Annotated in this window: 9 protein-coding genes; all 9 read right to left on the reverse strand. The window is 51.1% G+C overall.

Translation table 11 applies throughout. The features are described from left to right. Nucleotides 1-567: 567 nt before the first annotated feature. The 9 genes from Pla52o_RS11240 to Pla52o_RS11280 all read right to left on the reverse strand — a co-directional run bounded on the left by Pla52o_RS11240 (nt 568) and on the right by Pla52o_RS11280 (nt 15,741). Nucleotides 568-1,968, reverse strand: coding sequence for a hypothetical protein (locus Pla52o_RS11240; protein WP_146594730.1), 1,401 nt, complete (start codon nt 1,966-1,968; stop codon nt 568-570). Further along, entirely contained in the window at nt 1,958-2,593 is a 636-nt protein-coding gene (locus Pla52o_RS11245) for a WcaF family extracellular polysaccharide biosynthesis acetyltransferase (RefSeq protein ID WP_197169176.1), read from the reverse strand. Before Pla52o_RS11245 ends, Pla52o_RS11240 begins: the two co-directional genes overlap by 11 nt. A gap of 11 nt (nt 2,594-2,604) precedes the next feature. Continuing rightward, on the reverse strand, nt 2,605-4,848 hold the full coding sequence (locus Pla52o_RS11250) for a hypothetical protein (RefSeq protein ID WP_146594731.1): 2,244 nt from the start codon (nt 4,846-4,848) through the stop codon (nt 2,605-2,607). Between the two features lie 170 nt (nt 4,849-5,018). Further along, nucleotides 5,019-6,167 carry an acylneuraminate cytidylyltransferase gene (locus Pla52o_RS11255; protein WP_146594732.1) on the reverse strand — a complete coding sequence of 383 codons (1,149 nt, stop codon included), beginning with the start codon at nt 6,165-6,167 and terminating at the stop codon, nt 5,019-5,021. Further along, nucleotides 6,160-7,017, reverse strand: a complete 858-nt coding sequence (locus Pla52o_RS11260; protein WP_146594733.1) for an N-acetylneuraminate synthase family protein — start codon at nt 7,015-7,017, stop codon at nt 6,160-6,162. Before Pla52o_RS11260 ends, Pla52o_RS11255 begins: the two co-directional genes overlap by 8 nt. A gap of 208 nt (nt 7,018-7,225) precedes the next feature. Further along, nucleotides 7,226-8,434, reverse strand: coding sequence for a glycosyltransferase family 4 protein (locus Pla52o_RS11265; protein ID WP_146594734.1), 1,209 nt, complete (start codon nt 8,432-8,434; stop codon nt 7,226-7,228). Between the two features lie 71 nt (nt 8,435-8,505). Beyond that, nucleotides 8,506-10,056 carry an exopolysaccharide biosynthesis polyprenyl glycosylphosphotransferase gene (locus tag Pla52o_RS11270; RefSeq protein ID WP_231612320.1) on the reverse strand — a complete coding sequence of 517 codons (1,551 nt, stop codon included), beginning with the start codon at nt 10,054-10,056 and terminating at the stop codon, nt 8,506-8,508. Between the two features lie 104 nt (nt 10,057-10,160). Further along, nucleotides 10,161-12,497, reverse strand: a complete 2,337-nt coding sequence (locus Pla52o_RS11275) for a polysaccharide biosynthesis tyrosine autokinase (RefSeq protein WP_197169177.1) — start codon at nt 12,495-12,497, stop codon at nt 10,161-10,163. Between the two features lie 469 nt (nt 12,498-12,966). Beyond that, nucleotides 12,967-15,741: an O-antigen ligase family protein gene (locus tag Pla52o_RS11280; protein WP_197169178.1), complete on the reverse strand. Its 2,775-nt coding sequence runs from the start codon at nt 15,739-15,741 to the stop codon at nt 12,967-12,969. Between the last annotated feature and the right edge of the window lie 38 nt (nt 15,742-15,779).

Raw genomic sequence — 15,779 nt, forward strand, 5'->3', positions numbered from 1 at the left:
TTTCATGCCAGCCAGCCCCGATTACCATCTCAGAGAGCTCTTGCTGGACGCATCCGCGACCTTGTTCACACATATCTATTACTCGCGATCGATCAGACAATTCCAACGTTGCATCGAAAACCTCATCAAGATTGAACTACTACAACAGTTGAATGACGTCCCCTGGAATTTTGCATCAGTAATGGATACCAGAAAAAACTCGTTCTCCGCGGCGACAGTAGGGGATTTCGATTAAACGGGCAAAAGGCCGCCGCCACATGACGCCAAACGACTTTGCGTTGCGGTGAAATGAAGCTGACGCGATCATTTTCATTCCAGCGAAGCCGGCAGCCACTGGATCCGTTACAGAACATTGCCCTGAGGCCATTTGAAAATAGCCGGCAACCACAAAACACGGAAGACAAAGGCTTTCGAGAGACGAAGTTTCTACAGCGGAAATGAGACGCTCCCATCATTTTGGCAAAGGTCTGAGGAGACACAGCTCAACTGTGAGTCGAGTTATTACCCGCGAGCTTCGCCCCGATGTAAACCGGAGTCGCGAAACGGCTGAATTCAGACGATCAACGATTACGACATCGCCCGATGATTAATGCTCTGAAATGAACGAATGCGACTACAGAACTTTAAAAAGATAGCCGCTGAAATTGACGCGGTGAGATAGTAGAAACCATAGAACATGTTCAAGAAACAGATAATGGGACAGACTAGCACAACGGTGTATAGGTACAAATAAAGAGGAACTAGCACGGCGTCTCGCTTGGCAAAATTGTAAACAAATACAAACGAAACACCGATCGACAACGTCACCAGTACACTGGCGAAACCGAAGTCGAAAAAGAGCGGACCAAACAGAGTTGAATAGATATAGGTGCGTGGCGGAACCTCCGCGGTTGCCTTCGCATCATAATGAATATCGCTAAAGTACGAGCTAAATTTTGCCACAAGGGAAAACGTGAATTTTCCGTGTTGGTATTCGGAACTATCAAAGTTTTCAATGGCAAACAAATATTCAGGAACGGCGTGTACAACATACGCTTGGATCACGGACCAGTCGTAGAACGTTGCTCGAAGCGAGTCTGGCATTGCGCTGTGCCTAGCAACGGATCGATAGTTGGGGCTCATTACTAGCAGGTCAGTAAAACGCCCCGCTTCAACTGCGGCCTCCGTTGATGCCCCCATATACTCGAGGCGATAACTTAACATTCGCGTGGAAAATACGAAAAGCGCAAACGCCACTAGGGTCGCCGCTAGCATCGTTCTTTTTCGCAGTCGAATTCCGGAATAGTAAGATGCGAGCGCAGCCAGAATCGTGACTGAAAACACCGCTCCACGTTTGCCGAGCATGACCGCATTCAGTGGCGCAACCAGACATGCAAGTATGGATAGGATGATAGCAACTTTCCAGATTTGCTTAGCACTTGGTTTAGCGGACTGATGCAGGGCCAATGAGATTATCAGCGTTGGAAACGCCAAGGGGTAAAGCAATGACGACACAAGGCCCGCCATTGACGAACTGATTTCCGAGTTCTGCTCGTATAGCTCATTTACATTAGACGTTACGGAAAACCCACGAGCGACGAAGAGGTCATAGCACTTTAGAATCGTCCCAAGAAGTGCTAACCCTATCAGCAGCCAAACGCCAAGCTGCAAGAACCACGAGTCGGTTGGGATGCCGGAGCCTATCTGAGATCGCTGCTTGGCGCCGTAACGGCTGAAGCGATAAAGGATTGCGGGAAGCGAGATCGCAATGATGTTTAGAAACAGGAAAAACCAAGTTTGGTAGTCGTATTCAAGGGCGAACGAGAAGGGGCTTGTCAGATGAAAGAACCCGAATACGGCAGCGGAAATCAGGCAGGCTGACAATGGAGTGGGGAGCTGCAGGTTCGATCCGTCGCCGGTTGCCGCTGTGCTCATTTTATCCTCACGCCAGTGGATTAAGATCGGAAGCAGTTGTTCACTATTTGTCATTCGGCTGATCTCGGTAGCGCTGCGCAATTTTGCGTCCAGGATTGCCCCGTATGACCGAAAAAGCCTCGATGTTATCCGTGACAATCGATCCCGCCGTAATGACTGCATCGGTTTCAATCGTTAACCCCGGCCCCACAAACGCCATGCATCCCACCCACACTCCGTCGCGAATGGTAATTGGGGCATTGCGATAACTCATTGCAGGATCCCGATAGTCGTGGTTCCCCGCACAGATAGTTGCTCGTTGCGAAACGCAGCAATGATTGCCAATCGCAACCGGCTCAAAATTAATGATGCAAACTTCTTCGCCAATCCAGGTGCAGTCCCCAATTTTCAGTTTCCAAGGAAAGTGGACGTTGACTCGAGGTTTGATATAGACATCGCGACCAATCTCAGCCCCAAACAGTCGAAGGCACGCTACTTTAAACCTAGAGGGCCAAGGAAGCGGTGACAGGAAGACAAAGCATTTTAGGACGCACCAAATCAAGAATGCAAAGGTACTTGCACCACGCGTAAAGTTCTTGCTTCGATCAAATTGGTCATTACGGACTCGGCTCTCAGCCATCATAAATTTCTCGGCGTGCGCGTTAGCGGTGGGCATTTGCGAAGGGTGATGTTCGTGCATGATGAGCGTCCCTATCGCAAATATTTAGCCAAAGTATCCTCAAGCGCATTTAGCTGCACACAGGATGTTTCCAGCCCTGTTTCGTCAAACACGATGCGACGATCATCGATGTTGACGAAAATTACGGGGCGTCCATTTAACGCGAATTCGAGGCCAAGCGTCGAGAAGGCAGTGACAAAAACCAACGAATCTTTGTAGCGGTGGACACGATCCACGATGGCAATTTCGGCAACTCTCTTGCAAGCTGATTCAGACTCTCGGGGATGTGGGTAGACGATTAATTCGATGTGAAACTTTTTACAAACCCTACTGACGATCTCCAACATCATCCAATTTGCGGGACAGTCTTTCCCTTGAAATCCCAATGCGACGTGAGGAATCCCTCGCGATTGCCATGAGATTGATTTGCTCAGATCGCTTGCTTCGATAACAACATCTGGGTTGCCACTGAGATAGGTCTTAAAGCAGTGTTCGAATCTTTTGTCGAGCAAGTGGTAGCGATCAAAATACAGACGTCGCTGAATCTTCTTGAGCGGACGCAATTCCCAAGCACCGTGCTGGTGACCGGTAAATGACTCGACAAAGTTCTTGCGGCGAAGTTCGCTTAAAAGCACGACATACGGTTGAAAATGAGCCGCGACATGAAACGAGTGAACTCGGTGATGTTCCGACAAGAAATTGATGCAGGCGAGATCGAGAAGCGTCAACCGTGCCAGAGGACTCGTCGGTTTCAGGACGCGTGCCAGACCACGATATTGACGAACCAGTGCCACAACAACGGACGGTTGAATTGCTAACAGTCGAATCGACTTAGGCGAAGTACAAACACGGAATGATTCCGCCGTATCAAAACGGCTCAGTCGTGGATCGTGGATGTAATGACAGATCCGGCTTGGGGAGTCTTGGGTTTTGGCGGGAAGAGAGCAAGCCATCGCAAGGGTTCTCAGCACGAACTCAACAAGAGACCGCAGGTGACGGTTCTTGGCTTCAAGTTCTTCGCAAACTTCTGCGCATTCATTGACGATCGCGTGAAAATCAACATGATCCAAAGGGATTTGATCCTGGGCTAATGGTCTCGACGGTAAGTTTGACGATTCCTGCGCCTTTGAAGTCAGATGAAAGGCAATCAAGTTGACTAAAGCCGCTTGGCAAAGCATCCCTGCGACCATCGCAATGACCAATCCAATCTCGCCGTACCAAAGGCAGCCAAAATAGGAGACCGCGATCGTAACACTTCCCGCAATGATCGTGGAAGCAGCAAGTGATGAGGTTCGCTTCAATCCGCTGAGCGTATTGACGCCGATCAAGTAGGTGCAATGAAAAACATTGAACAAACAGAAGCATCCGAGCGTCAGTTTGCTGGGAATGTACTGAGCCGGTAACCAATCTGCGCCCCAATAGAGACACATGAAAGTCATTGCGTAAACGGCAACGATTACCGCTATCGCTAGAGCCATACAGCGGCGAAGAATCGCGATGGCTTGGGAATAGTCGTGTCTGCCAAATGCAGAATTGTATCTAGGAAGCCTTGCTTCCAATAACGCGACGGGGAAGCCCATCAACAGGGAAGCGATTGCAGAAAAAAGAGTGAACGAAGCCATCTCTTCCAAGGTTTGGCTAATCGTTCCAATCCAGCGTCCACTGGCATTAATTGCCCACAGTCCGATCAGATGCAACGATACGGGGATGGAGTAACCGAGCAATGACTTCAATAGCCCCGCTTCGGGTGCCGCCGAGAGAATGCGTCGAAAATCTCCATGCATTGCGATCAGAAACGCGCCGAGCAGCCCCGAGGCCATCGATGCGGAAATCACGATCAGCGGTTCTGTAGTTGTCCACAACAGAAATGGCAGGGCAATGAAAAAGGGGGCGCATGCATAGATGCATGCTGCAAGGGCAAAACGCACCGCTTGCCCTTTTACTCGCAGCAGCGAGAATGCAAATTCGCTCAGAATTGCGGCCAAGATTTGAAACGCGATACAGGATCTCAGCAGGATTGCCCCGTGAGTCAGTGGGTCTGAGGGGACGGCAATTTGCAGTGCTGCAAGTGTTAGCGAAAGCCCGATTCCCGCGATTGCAATCGTGGTTAATAGCGTGGTTCGAAATAGAGAATCGCGTTTTGCTCCTTGGGGGTGATCGAATGCAAGCCGCATCGGCGCGAACACGATACCAAGGCTGAGCATTGGCACAAGCAAGTTGACAGCAGCCAGCAGCATTCCATAGCGAGTAAAGTCCGCAGGCGAAACAAGTGCCAAAAGAACGGGGATCCAAACTGCGCTGCCAAATTTGCGCAGCACTGCAGCCGCGAGAAACGCAGCGGTCGAGCGGATATCCGAGCGTCCCCTGCTCGACGCCACCGACGCCGAACGGGGGTTCTGCGAATTCGCGGCTACATCGATTGGTGCTGGTTGAACCGAGGGGCTCATTATCGGCTCTCGATCAGAACTTCACAAATTTCCCGAACCGCGCCACTGCCGCCTGGTAGGGTTGCCACATAAGATGCAATCTGCCGGACCTGCTTGACTGCGTCTGCCGGGCACGCTGAAAACGCGGATCGTTGCATGATCTCAATATCGTTAAAATCATCTCCAATCATCGCGACGTTTGAGGGGCTCACATCGTGTTGATCACATAGCGTTGCCAAAAACGTCCCCTTGTCCATTACCCCCAGATGGATAGGGATGCCAATCTTCTTGGCTCGTGCTGCAGCCACCGCGGAGTTTTCTCGCGTGACAATGGCGACTTCGATTCCCTGGTTTCTTAACAGCGACAACCCATGGGCGTCTCGTGTGTTGAATTTCTTCAACGCTTCACCGTTGGCGTCATAATACATTCCGCCATCGGTTAACGTACCATCGACATCGCAGATGACTAACTGGATGCCTCGTAGTACTTCGACATAGTCACCTTCGAAAGCGCGGCGTCGAAGCAGTGATTCGCAAACCGCCCAATCATCCGGTTCATCGATTTCAAACGCGGTGCGGGGTTCCATTTCAAAGACACCGATTTTGCCTCCAAGACGGCATTGGTAATGTTCGAGGATTTCTCGACGCGTAATATAGAACGCACCGTTTTCTACCAACGTGCCTTTCCAGTCCTGGCGACGCGGACGGTGAACGGGATCGTAGTTGAGCGGTTTACCGTCGGGGCTCCACACAAATCGTTTTTCAATGACGCCCGTCACCATGCTGTCGTAGGCTTCGGAACGAAGCGTGCCAATTGCCCGATCCAAGTCGCTCGCGGTGGTCAACGGCGATGTGGCTTGGATCGTTACGAGCGTCTTGAAATCAATCCTATTTGCAAAATCGATCATCACGGATTCAGTGGAAGCCGTATTGGTCGCGTACTCAGCGGGACGGTCGACGATCTCAATAGGCAACTCAAAAGAGTTGACAATTTGCTTAATCTTTTCACTGTCCGTCGAAACGAAGACCCGGTCGATGAGCGAGCTCTCACAAGCCGCTTCAAGCGACCAGCGACAGAGCGGCTTTCCCGCGATTGGTTTGACGTTTTTGCCGGGAATTCCCTGCGATCCACCGCGAAGAGGAATCAGTGCAACGGTTGAATTAGCCATTCACTTTCCTCTTCAGCTTTTCGCGTTGGACTTTTTCAATCGGCAAAATTTCTTCCGATTTGTAGGTCAAGCCTTTGCCCACACTCCTGAGGTCACGCGCAAGACGTCGCATCCCGTCCGGTTCGAGACTGGCGGCATGGTCGGTGCCCCGCCAAGTTCGATCCAGCGTGAAGTGACGCTCAAATACAGTGGCGCCCAGCGCCAACGCCGCAATGTCCGCTGCGATTCCGAGGTGATGTCCCGAGAACCCCACGGCTTTAACGTTGGTTCCGTAATCCTCAATCAGTCGCCTAATTTCGTAGAGTCCGAGATCTTCGAACGGCACAGGGTAACCCGAGGTGCAGGCATAAATTACCAAGTCCTTTCCGCGACCCTTCTTCTCGTAGAATTCAACAATTTTGGATTCCTCCGCGCGAGTCGACATGCCCATCGAAACATGGATTTCACCGGCGAAGGAATCACACAAAAATCCCGCCATTTCAAAATCGACATTACAGGCCGAAGGGACCTTCAACAGCTTGGGAGACAGTTGCACCATTTCCTGCGCAGCGGTGAGATCCCAGACCGAGGTCGAATATTCCACCTCAAAGTGCTCGCACCACTCTTTCAACTGGCGATGTTGATTAACATCGAATTCGAGGAAGTCACGATGCTGACCGTAGGTTTCCCCGTAACTATTGTGGGGATTGGGGTGGGGGCGGTCATACTCTTGTGGCGACAACAATTCACGGTTGGTGCGTTTTTGGAACTTGATTACGTCGACTTGGCAAAAAACACTTGCCATTTTGATCAGCTCGTGAGCGATCTCCATCTCGCCTTTGTGATTGCACCCGACTTCAGCAATTAACATATCCGTTCCTGGCTGGGAGTAGTTTGAGAAGGGCTTGTCTATTCGTAAGAGCGCACCCCTGGAAAACCATCGACCTGAGATCGCTCGAAAGCGAAGCCTAATTGCCCGCAATCCGATGTTCAGGAAGATGCAGATCTGAGAATCGTTGTGATTGGCAGCAACAAGATAAGCGATGAAAACGGAACCGAAGTACGATCGAATATGTCGCTCATCCGTGCAAGCGATTCAACACGGTCTCGTAGCGATCAAGAGCAGCCTCACGCGTGTAGTAGACCGCTCGTGATAAGCAATTTGCAGAAAAGGTCTGCATTTTGAGATGGCTTAGTTCGGAGACACGACAGGGCAGCCGATCAATGTCTTCCCAACTACAGTGCAGACCGAGCCGATGTTCAATCGTTTCCTGCCCCAGAGGACTCGTAGCATCGGATATCACCAGCAACGGCGTGCCGATTGAGATCGCAGGGATCAACTTGCTCGGTATAAATGAAAAACCCGATCCAGGCTTTTCAGTCAGTACAAACAAGTCGGTTGCCGCGATGGCCGAAACAAATTCCTGATCATCCAAGAATCCCTTGAGTTCAAAACGGCGATCCGATTTTTCGTTAATCCATTGCCTCAGCTTATCCATCGCAGCGCCATCGCCGCGGATTTGAAACCGAAAATCAATTTCAGTCTCGTGGAGTGCACTGCAGAACTCGAGCAACCCTTGCTTGTGTCCGATGTTTCCACAGTAAAGTAAGTCGATCGTCTTTTTTGAGGCGTCTGCGACAAATACTTTTTCGTCATTTTTCAATGGTTTGTATTCGGAAATCAACCAATTCGAGCAGACGTCGATAGTTCGATCAGGCCCAATTAATTCCTCTAACCGTGATTGCATTGCGTTGCTAATCGTAGAGATTGCGTTACCGCGACGAAAAAGCCATCGTTGAAAGGATTGAGCAATCGATTGAAACACTCCAGGCTTTGATATCCCCGCTGCGATTGATGCGTCGGTTGGGATATCTTGAATATTGATCCACAGCAACTCGCGACGCAACAGCTTGCGTACAACGGCAAAGATGACGGCACCGAGAAGGGGGCAAAACACGATCGTGACATCACTTCGCGAACCACGAAACAGACTTCGGAACAATACGACCGCGAAGGACAACTCATAACACAACCTGGGGACCAATCGCGAGGGATTGCCTGGCACGTAAAGCCCATGCCGAACGACGTTCACTCCGTCGACCCTCTCAGGTTTCAACGCGAAGAAACCGTAATCCGATTTTTTTACCCACTCGGGGTAGTAGGGAAATGCAGTAAAGACTTCGACCTCATGGCCACGCTGGAGTAGACCTTTGGCCAAATCCGTGAATTGAGCAGCGCCACCACAGAAATCAGGAGCGAATAGATTGGATACGATGAGAATCTTCATGATTCGCTATTGGTTATTTGATAATCCGTCGGTGAAGCAATGTCGTCGGTAAAGTCAGTGAGACCGTATGCCTAATAAGCCCCATCGCTCTTAAGAACGGCATAGGGGGTCCGCACTAAGATCCAAATGTCTAGCCAAGGCGACCAATTTCTAGCGTAGAAACCGTCAAGCTTCACTCGCTCGGCATACGTCGTATCGTTGCGTCCCGAGACTTGCCATAACCCTGTTAATCCCGGCACCATATGCGAATAGGCGAAATAGCCTTCGGAATACTTCGCAATTTCGGCCTCGATAATAGGGCGCGGCCCCACTAGACTCATTTCACCTTTGACGATGTTCCATAACTGGGGGAATTCGTCAATGCTCCATTTGCGCAACAGGGTTCCGATGCCTCGAATGACGCGAGGATCGTCTCGAAGCTTATGATCGGCTTCCCATTCCGCCTTTAATTCGGGATGTTTCTGCAGATACTCCTGAAGCACATTTTCGGCATCGACTACCATACTACGAAATTTCCAGGCTCGAAACTTCTTGCCATGCTGCCCGACTCGCTCATGGCCAAAAAACACCGGCCCTGGATCACCTCTACGAATTAAGTAGCCGATCAAAAATGCGATGGGACACAGTAAAAGAATCGCGGGGACACAAATCGCCAAATCACAGAATCGCTTGAACAGCCTGGGAACCAATTTTAACAATGGCGAATTAAAATGTGTCGCGAACGTACAAGGAGATTGAAAGGGGTTGTTACAAAGCAGCGGCGATTTCATGGATTGAAAACTAACCACCGCTGGACACTGGAAGGCCAGACGCTCAATTACCCACGAAAGATCGGCTTCGCCTGAGGCAATGACGATCACCGGTGCGCGGTGTCGAATGGCAGTCTCGACCCCGTCGGTAATGGGGCCAGCGTAAAGCTCATCGGGCCCCCATCGCTTCTTTTGATCATCGGAATCACAACCATAGCCGATCGGTCGAAACCCCCAATTTAGGTTTTGAGACAGCTCTTGGCACGTTTGCAGAGCACTAAACCTGTCCCCCAACACTAACACCCGCAGTCCCCACCAAGTGGTCTTTGCTAACGCTCGGCGACCCATCCAACGAGCAAACGGCAACAGCACACATACCAGCGTCCCTGAGATGACGAACGAGGCAAACTCGTATCGCGGGAGTTCCCCGAACCAGGCGTTCAGTAACGCCAATAATATAAAGCTGCAGACGGTAGCGCGAGTCAGGCCTCGGAGTTCAAATACGTTACCGACACCGACCCCGGGATATAGCTGATGAAGCGATAAAAATAACCACTGCAGAACCAAAATTGCAGGAAGCTGGTTCCACGTCCCGGGATGAAAAGGCTGCCCGACGTAATAAATATCTACCAATAAAGCAGTCGTGACTAAGCAACTTGACGTAACCGCTAAATCAATCATTAGCAGGGGAATCCCTGTAATGAAGGACTGCATTGCGTACGCAACACTGAGGCGGCGACTCGGGCGCACCGCCGTATGAGCCCGCAAAATCTCCTCCACACTAGGCTTTTGCGAAACGGTGGCGTCAACCGTTGAAACCGCTTCCGTGACCGGCGTGTCGCAGTGCAGTTCAGGGGTATGTTCGATTTGCATAGACACCAGGCAAACTCGTTGGGGGAGGTCATCAACGTGGGGAATCAGTAGTTAAGTATTGCCCCATCGGAGGAAACAGGCCGGAAATGGATCATCCCGATCAATTAGAATGTCGCAGACTTTGCACTCTTTAACGAATCGATCGGCAATGCCGATTGTCGTGATCGAACAGCGCCTTTCGGTTGTTCCAACGAATACTCGCGGTAGTACCCGACATAGCTGTACTCTTCGCTTGAATAACCGTTGGAGTACCCATAGGTCCCCTGACCGCTCTTCTCGGTCGCATTGATAATCAACGCAGTCGGGGCGACATCGATTTCTTGCAAAATGCGAACCGCACGTTCGACAGGACGTCGTCCGTTTTTGCGAATGCGTACGGTCAGCATCACTGCGTCCACGATGGGCGCGATGATCGCCGGGTCCGCCACCGCAAGTAGCGGCGGTGCATCAACCAGCACCACATCAAAATGTCGCTCACAGTAGGCAAGCAACTTTGCCAACTGACCGGACTCAAGCAGTTCTGCAGGGCTATGTGTTCGCACACCATGCGGCATGATCGTCAAGTTTGCTACTTCCGATGGATGGAAGCAATCCTGCAGCTTGGACGTTTCGAGTAACGCATCACTTAGCCCTGGGCTAGCCTCGATCCCAAACAATCCACCGATGACAGGACGTCGCATATCCGCATCAATCAGCAACACCTTCTTGCCTGCTTGAGCGAACGAAATTGCAAGGTTCGAGATGGTCGTTGACTTTCCGTCTCCAGGGTGAGGGCTTGTCATCATCAACTTCGTCGCGCCCGATGCGCGGGTTTTGACCATCATGGATGTGCGTGCGACACGATACAGTTCGGACTCGGGCGAACGTGGCGTATGAAATGCAACCAGCGAGGGATCGAGCATCGTTTCTTTGCTTAGTTCCTTCTTGACTTTCTTCAAGTCGATGCGAGGAATGTGAGCAATTGCCGGGGCACCCAGCGTGTATTCCAGATCATGAGCGTCCCGGAACGTGGCGTCGAACATTTCGGAAGCCACGGCAAGCGAGCCACCAATGATCAACCCAAGGATCCCGCCGAGAGCTACGACAATAGGGATCTTAGGCCAAGCTGCTTCTTTTTCGATTTCGGGATGTGCCAGCAGGTCGGTGGAGAATCCAGCGTAGGATCCGGAAAGATTAATTTCTTGTAATCGCCGGATCACTTCGTCATAGCGAGCTTGTGCGCGAGTGAGTTGCGCTTTTAACGCGGCGCCTTTCAGAAAATCAGCTTCAACTCCTTTGGCGAGACGTAGCTCGTTGGCGGAATCAGAAATTAAGATCTGCTCGCGTTTTTCCAGCTCCGCAATGTCGTGCTCAAGTAGCATCGAGTACGTTGTCAGCATCTCCTTGGGATCAAGCTTGCGACCCTGTTTCGCCGTTGCCCTTGGTGCGTTGGCGGTGATGAATTCTTGAATGACTTGGATTTCTTTCTGCGTTGCCGCAACCAAGGGATGATTCGGACCGAAGTCTTCCGCCAGAGTGCGTTCGGTTTGTAGCAGTGACAACAGCCGAGTGTACTGAGCCCGAGCGGCTTCTTCTCGAGCGGGTTGTTCGGCTTGGAATTCCTCGCTCTGGGCCTCCCCACGAGTTACGTCCAAGAACAACTGCAACCGCTCCACTTCTTTTTGACTCAGCAATGCGAGATGTGCGGTATCGTTAGATTCAAGTAATTCAGGGCGATTCAAGTAAGTCCGAATCAACTCAAGTCGCGAGGTTTGTTGGGCCAAGTTGGAGCGAACTTCGTTGAGTTCCTTTTCAAGGTTCTCCAAGCGATCTCTGTGAATGTCACGAACGGTGTCGCCCTCGAGCAAAACAGGAACGGAGCTAATGAACGTTCGATATTCATCGTCAGCATGCGCCAACTCGTCCTCGTGCGTCTTGCGAGCTGCTTCGATCAATACGATGGCTTCTTCCCCACTATTCTCTCCGTGGGACTCAACATAGTTACGGTAACTTTCATACACGGCTTGCAGAACCTTCGCCGCATCCTCTGCCTTGGGATCGCTGTAGGTCGCTCGAATCACCATCGCATCGCGAGCCGACCCCTTACCTCCACGCTGGACGTCGAGATTGTTGAGCAAGTGATCGATGGGATGAGTATTCTTCTTGATTGCTTTCTGGAAGGAGTCTAATTTTTCCAAACCGTTGTTCTCAATTGCATCGGCCAGATTACGACGGCTTGTAAACAATTGCATATGAGTCGCAAGCTGGTCCGTCGCAATCGCATCGCCGCTCGCGGCGGCTGAGGACGCGGTCCCGCTAGAAGTCATTTCCGATGAACGTTGGCCCACCAGGACCTCGACCTTCGACTCATAGATCTTGGTCGCTGTAAACTGGTACAGCAGCGAAAGCGCAATGCCAAATCCAAATCCAAATGCGATCAACGCCCAACGACGTCGGATCACGCCGATAAGATCCAAATCCAGTTGAGTTTCTTCCCTTGAGCTCGTTACTTCTTTTGCCATCAGTGTGGACCCGATTCAATCACATAAGAGTGGGAACGTTGACACCACATGAGTCGTCGCAACCGCAACACTTGCAAACTCACGCACTGCGCACATCCATGTTTCTCGGCGGATCCGGATCCCGCTAAAGAGTGAGGCCTATTCTTTTCGTCTTCTGCATATTGTGCAGAATGTGCATGCTGTGAGTATTGAAGGCATTAGGGAATGGTTTGACAGCACCTAGACCGCGTAAGTTCCCTAAAACTGCGTTTCGAACACGGGACGAAGAGCAGGCCTATGGCCGGGTGCTCGTTGCAACTGCGTACTCTTCCAGGACACTGGCACAAGTCAACGCACCAAAAGAAGATTGAGGAAAAGATCCCCCCCCCCTTCCTTGCGTTGCAGCCAAATACAGTATCGTTAACCCATACTAGAGAAGCGCTTTTCGAGACTCCGCTTCCAACCTCTTTTTAATCAACTCGATTGTTTTCGCAGATCGTTCGGTCGCGGGTTCCAGTGCACGCAAAAGCGTCGCTTGATCAAGTGCTTCGTTGAGTTGGCCGTCGTGATATAACGCTCGACAATGATAATAGCGATAGTCAAGGTTATGCGGTTGCGATCGAACCGCAAGGTTCCAATAGCTTGCGGCTTCGCCCCAATTTTCTCCCGTCTCTTCCACTCTCGCTGACAAGGCCATTTTCTCAGCTTCCTCAAGACGCACATCCGATTCAATTCGCGTCAGCACTTGGTTGCGAAGTCGTTGAAGTGTGTGCTGATTGATGGTGAATTTACCCGCATCGCTAACGAATCGAACCGCTAAGTCATTGCGTTCGGTGGGGATAATCTCCCGCAAGAATTCTTCAAGCGACAATTTGCGACCGGCAAGCTGAAGCACGGCGGGATAATATTCCGCGCCAAATTTAAGTGATCGATGCCAAAGATCGATCATGTTGTCTCGGTCACCTGCAAAGTACGCTACCAATCCTCCGGCATACTGCAAGCTTCGACTACTGTGCGAAAGTCTCGCAATGTTCTCTTCCCACATTGCAGTGTCGCGTTTCATCAATGGTGTCAGCATCGCGCACGACAGATAGGCATTTGGACTAAGTGGATTAAATCGAAGTGTACTTTCTTGGTCAGCAACCGCCCTCTGCAACGACTCTTGCAATGCAGGAACGACAAGAACGTTGGCAATCAACTCGTCACGATCCGACTGCGGGATCGTGAACAGGCTTTGGAACAGAGTGGATTGCGATGTTTGTTCCCATTTCAATGGTGATTCGTCGGCGGACGCCTGCTTTAATAATTCGACTCGGTACTCTGCGAAATGCCACAAACTACGCCGGCGATAGAGTTCCCAGCTCTTGGGTTCACGTTCGATTGCATCGGAGAGAAGTTGCAGGTTGAATTCGATTTCTTCAGGACTGGGTTCGTATTCTTCGGACGAAAATTGAGTTTTCGCTAAGACGTTCTCGGTATGCAGCTTTTTGTCAATTGCGATGAAAGCCAATAAGACCACAACCGAAGTGACAAGGCACCATGTTAGCGGGCGATTAGCGATTCGATTCAGACGGTCACGTAGGGGCGTAGGCGCGGCTTCAGCAGGCGTTAATTCAGACGCTTTTTGAGATACAATTTGCCCCGATCGTCGACGCATCACTTTGCTCAGCGAAAGGTCTCGAGTGTAGACCGCAGCCATGCATCCCAGCAGGATTGCTTGCGTAAACATGACACCAGGAATTAACACGACAAAATCGACGAAACTCTGCGTCACGATCGATGCCAAGCTGAATAGTCCGATGATTCCCCAACTGAAATGTTCCTGGCTTGGTGATTTTCGGATTAGAAAAACAGCGGATTTAGCAAGTAGAACGATCACAACCAAAATCGCTAGTACGCCAAAAACACCTGTTTCGACAATGATCTCTAAGTATTGGTTGTGCGCTTCACGAAACCACTGCTCTGTATCCTTTTCCTGGTGTGGCAGATGAGCGTAACCGAAGGTGCCTAGCCCGCTTCCCAAGGGCAAGTGAGCGATGGCGGTTTCGATGCCGTCGAGCCAATGGGTAAACCGGGCGTCCGTCGAGACTTGGTCCATGTTCAAACGTTGTGACTGCTTCACAAGTTCATTTCGTAGCCCTGTCAAGGCGATCAAACCAATGCAGCAAACTGCGATGAATGCGGCCGCCATAAACGACTTGCCGGAAAAGCGAGACGGGACTGTTATGAACAATGCCAACCCGGCTACCACACCGCTGATCCACACGCCTCTTGATGACGAGGCTAATAAACCGGCTGCTAGCAATCCGATGAAACACATCAGTGAAAGAAAACGTGGCGCCGTCCATTTGGGCCTTGGGTGATAGGAATCAATTCCTCGCGACGACCGTTTTGACGTTCGAATCCCCTTCGCGGAATGACGTTGAATCCCTATCAACCCAATGAGACACGCAAGTCCAGGGATCAGAGCGGCTGCACCGGCATTTTTGTAGACAAAGGTCGAGAACGGCAAGGTAACGAAGTCTTTGGTCATGCCCGGCAACAATTCGTTTGATCCAGAGGCACGTTGGACCAACCCCCAAAACGCCAGTCCCGCCGCGTTGATAGCCAGTGTCCATGCCAGGACATTGCGAGACTGACGCGTGAAGAACAATGTGGTCGAGATTGCGAAAAAAACGAATCCAAGTTGCCATAATGCCAACCGGGTCTGGCTCGATGACGGGACGATACTAATCGTTGCAGAATGATTGACTGAGGATGAAGACGTGTTCTGACGGTGGTCCGCTAACTGCTGGCGGGCGGACTGAAGTTCGCTGATTGCCGGTGATGAAAACTCGTTTAGAACCGTCTCAGTACCCGGTGCGATCCACTCAACAACCTCTCTAGGAAGTTCAACGGTTTGCAGCATTGGAAACGTCACGCAGAATAGCCCGAATAGCAATGCGGGAGTGGGCAATGGTTGTTGGCGGCTGGATTTTCGCCACACGATTGCGGCCATCGCAATGCTTGCGGCCAACATAATGGCAACGTGATACCAAACGATCACGTCCGTTCCACCAAAACGCCAGCAGGTGTAAATGAATGCTGCGATCGTTGTCGCGCGAGCTAAATTTAAGAGTCCCCATTCCCAACGAGCAAAGTCACTCGTAGGGTTGTGGCCTCGACGATTACTGCCGCGAGACGAGGATGAGGAGGTCGTCCGCATGGGCTGGATCCCACTGGCCAACGATTTGCTTTGCGCTG

Source organism: Novipirellula galeiformis, assembly GCF_007860095.1.
In the GTDB taxonomy this organism is placed as follows: domain Bacteria; phylum Planctomycetota; class Planctomycetia; order Pirellulales; family Pirellulaceae; genus Novipirellula; species Novipirellula galeiformis.

What these genes read in the sequence shown, in the direction of transcription:
- Pla52o_RS11280 (WP_197169178.1), bottom strand. Translation starts at nt 15,741, where the DNA reads ATGCGGACGACCTCCTCATCCTCGTCTCGCGGCAGTAATCGTCGAGGC.
- Pla52o_RS11245 (WP_197169176.1), bottom strand. Translation starts at nt 2,593, where the DNA reads ATGCACGAACATCACCCTTCGCAAATGCCCACCGCTAACGCGCACGCC.
- Pla52o_RS11260 (WP_146594733.1), bottom strand. Translation starts at nt 7,017, where the DNA reads ATGTTAATTGCTGAAGTCGGGTGCAATCACAAAGGCGAGATGGAGATC.
- Pla52o_RS11265 (WP_146594734.1), bottom strand. Translation starts at nt 8,434, where the DNA reads ATGAAGATTCTCATCGTATCCAATCTATTCGCTCCTGATTTCTGTGGT.
- Pla52o_RS11255 (WP_146594732.1), bottom strand. Translation starts at nt 6,167, where the DNA reads ATGGCTAATTCAACCGTTGCACTGATTCCTCTTCGCGGTGGATCGCAG.
- Pla52o_RS11240 (WP_146594730.1), bottom strand. Translation starts at nt 1,968, where the DNA reads ATGACAAATAGTGAACAACTGCTTCCGATCTTAATCCACTGGCGTGAG.
- Pla52o_RS11270 (WP_231612320.1), bottom strand. Translation starts at nt 10,056, where the DNA reads ATGCAAATCGAACATACCCCTGAACTGCACTGCGACACGCCGGTCACG.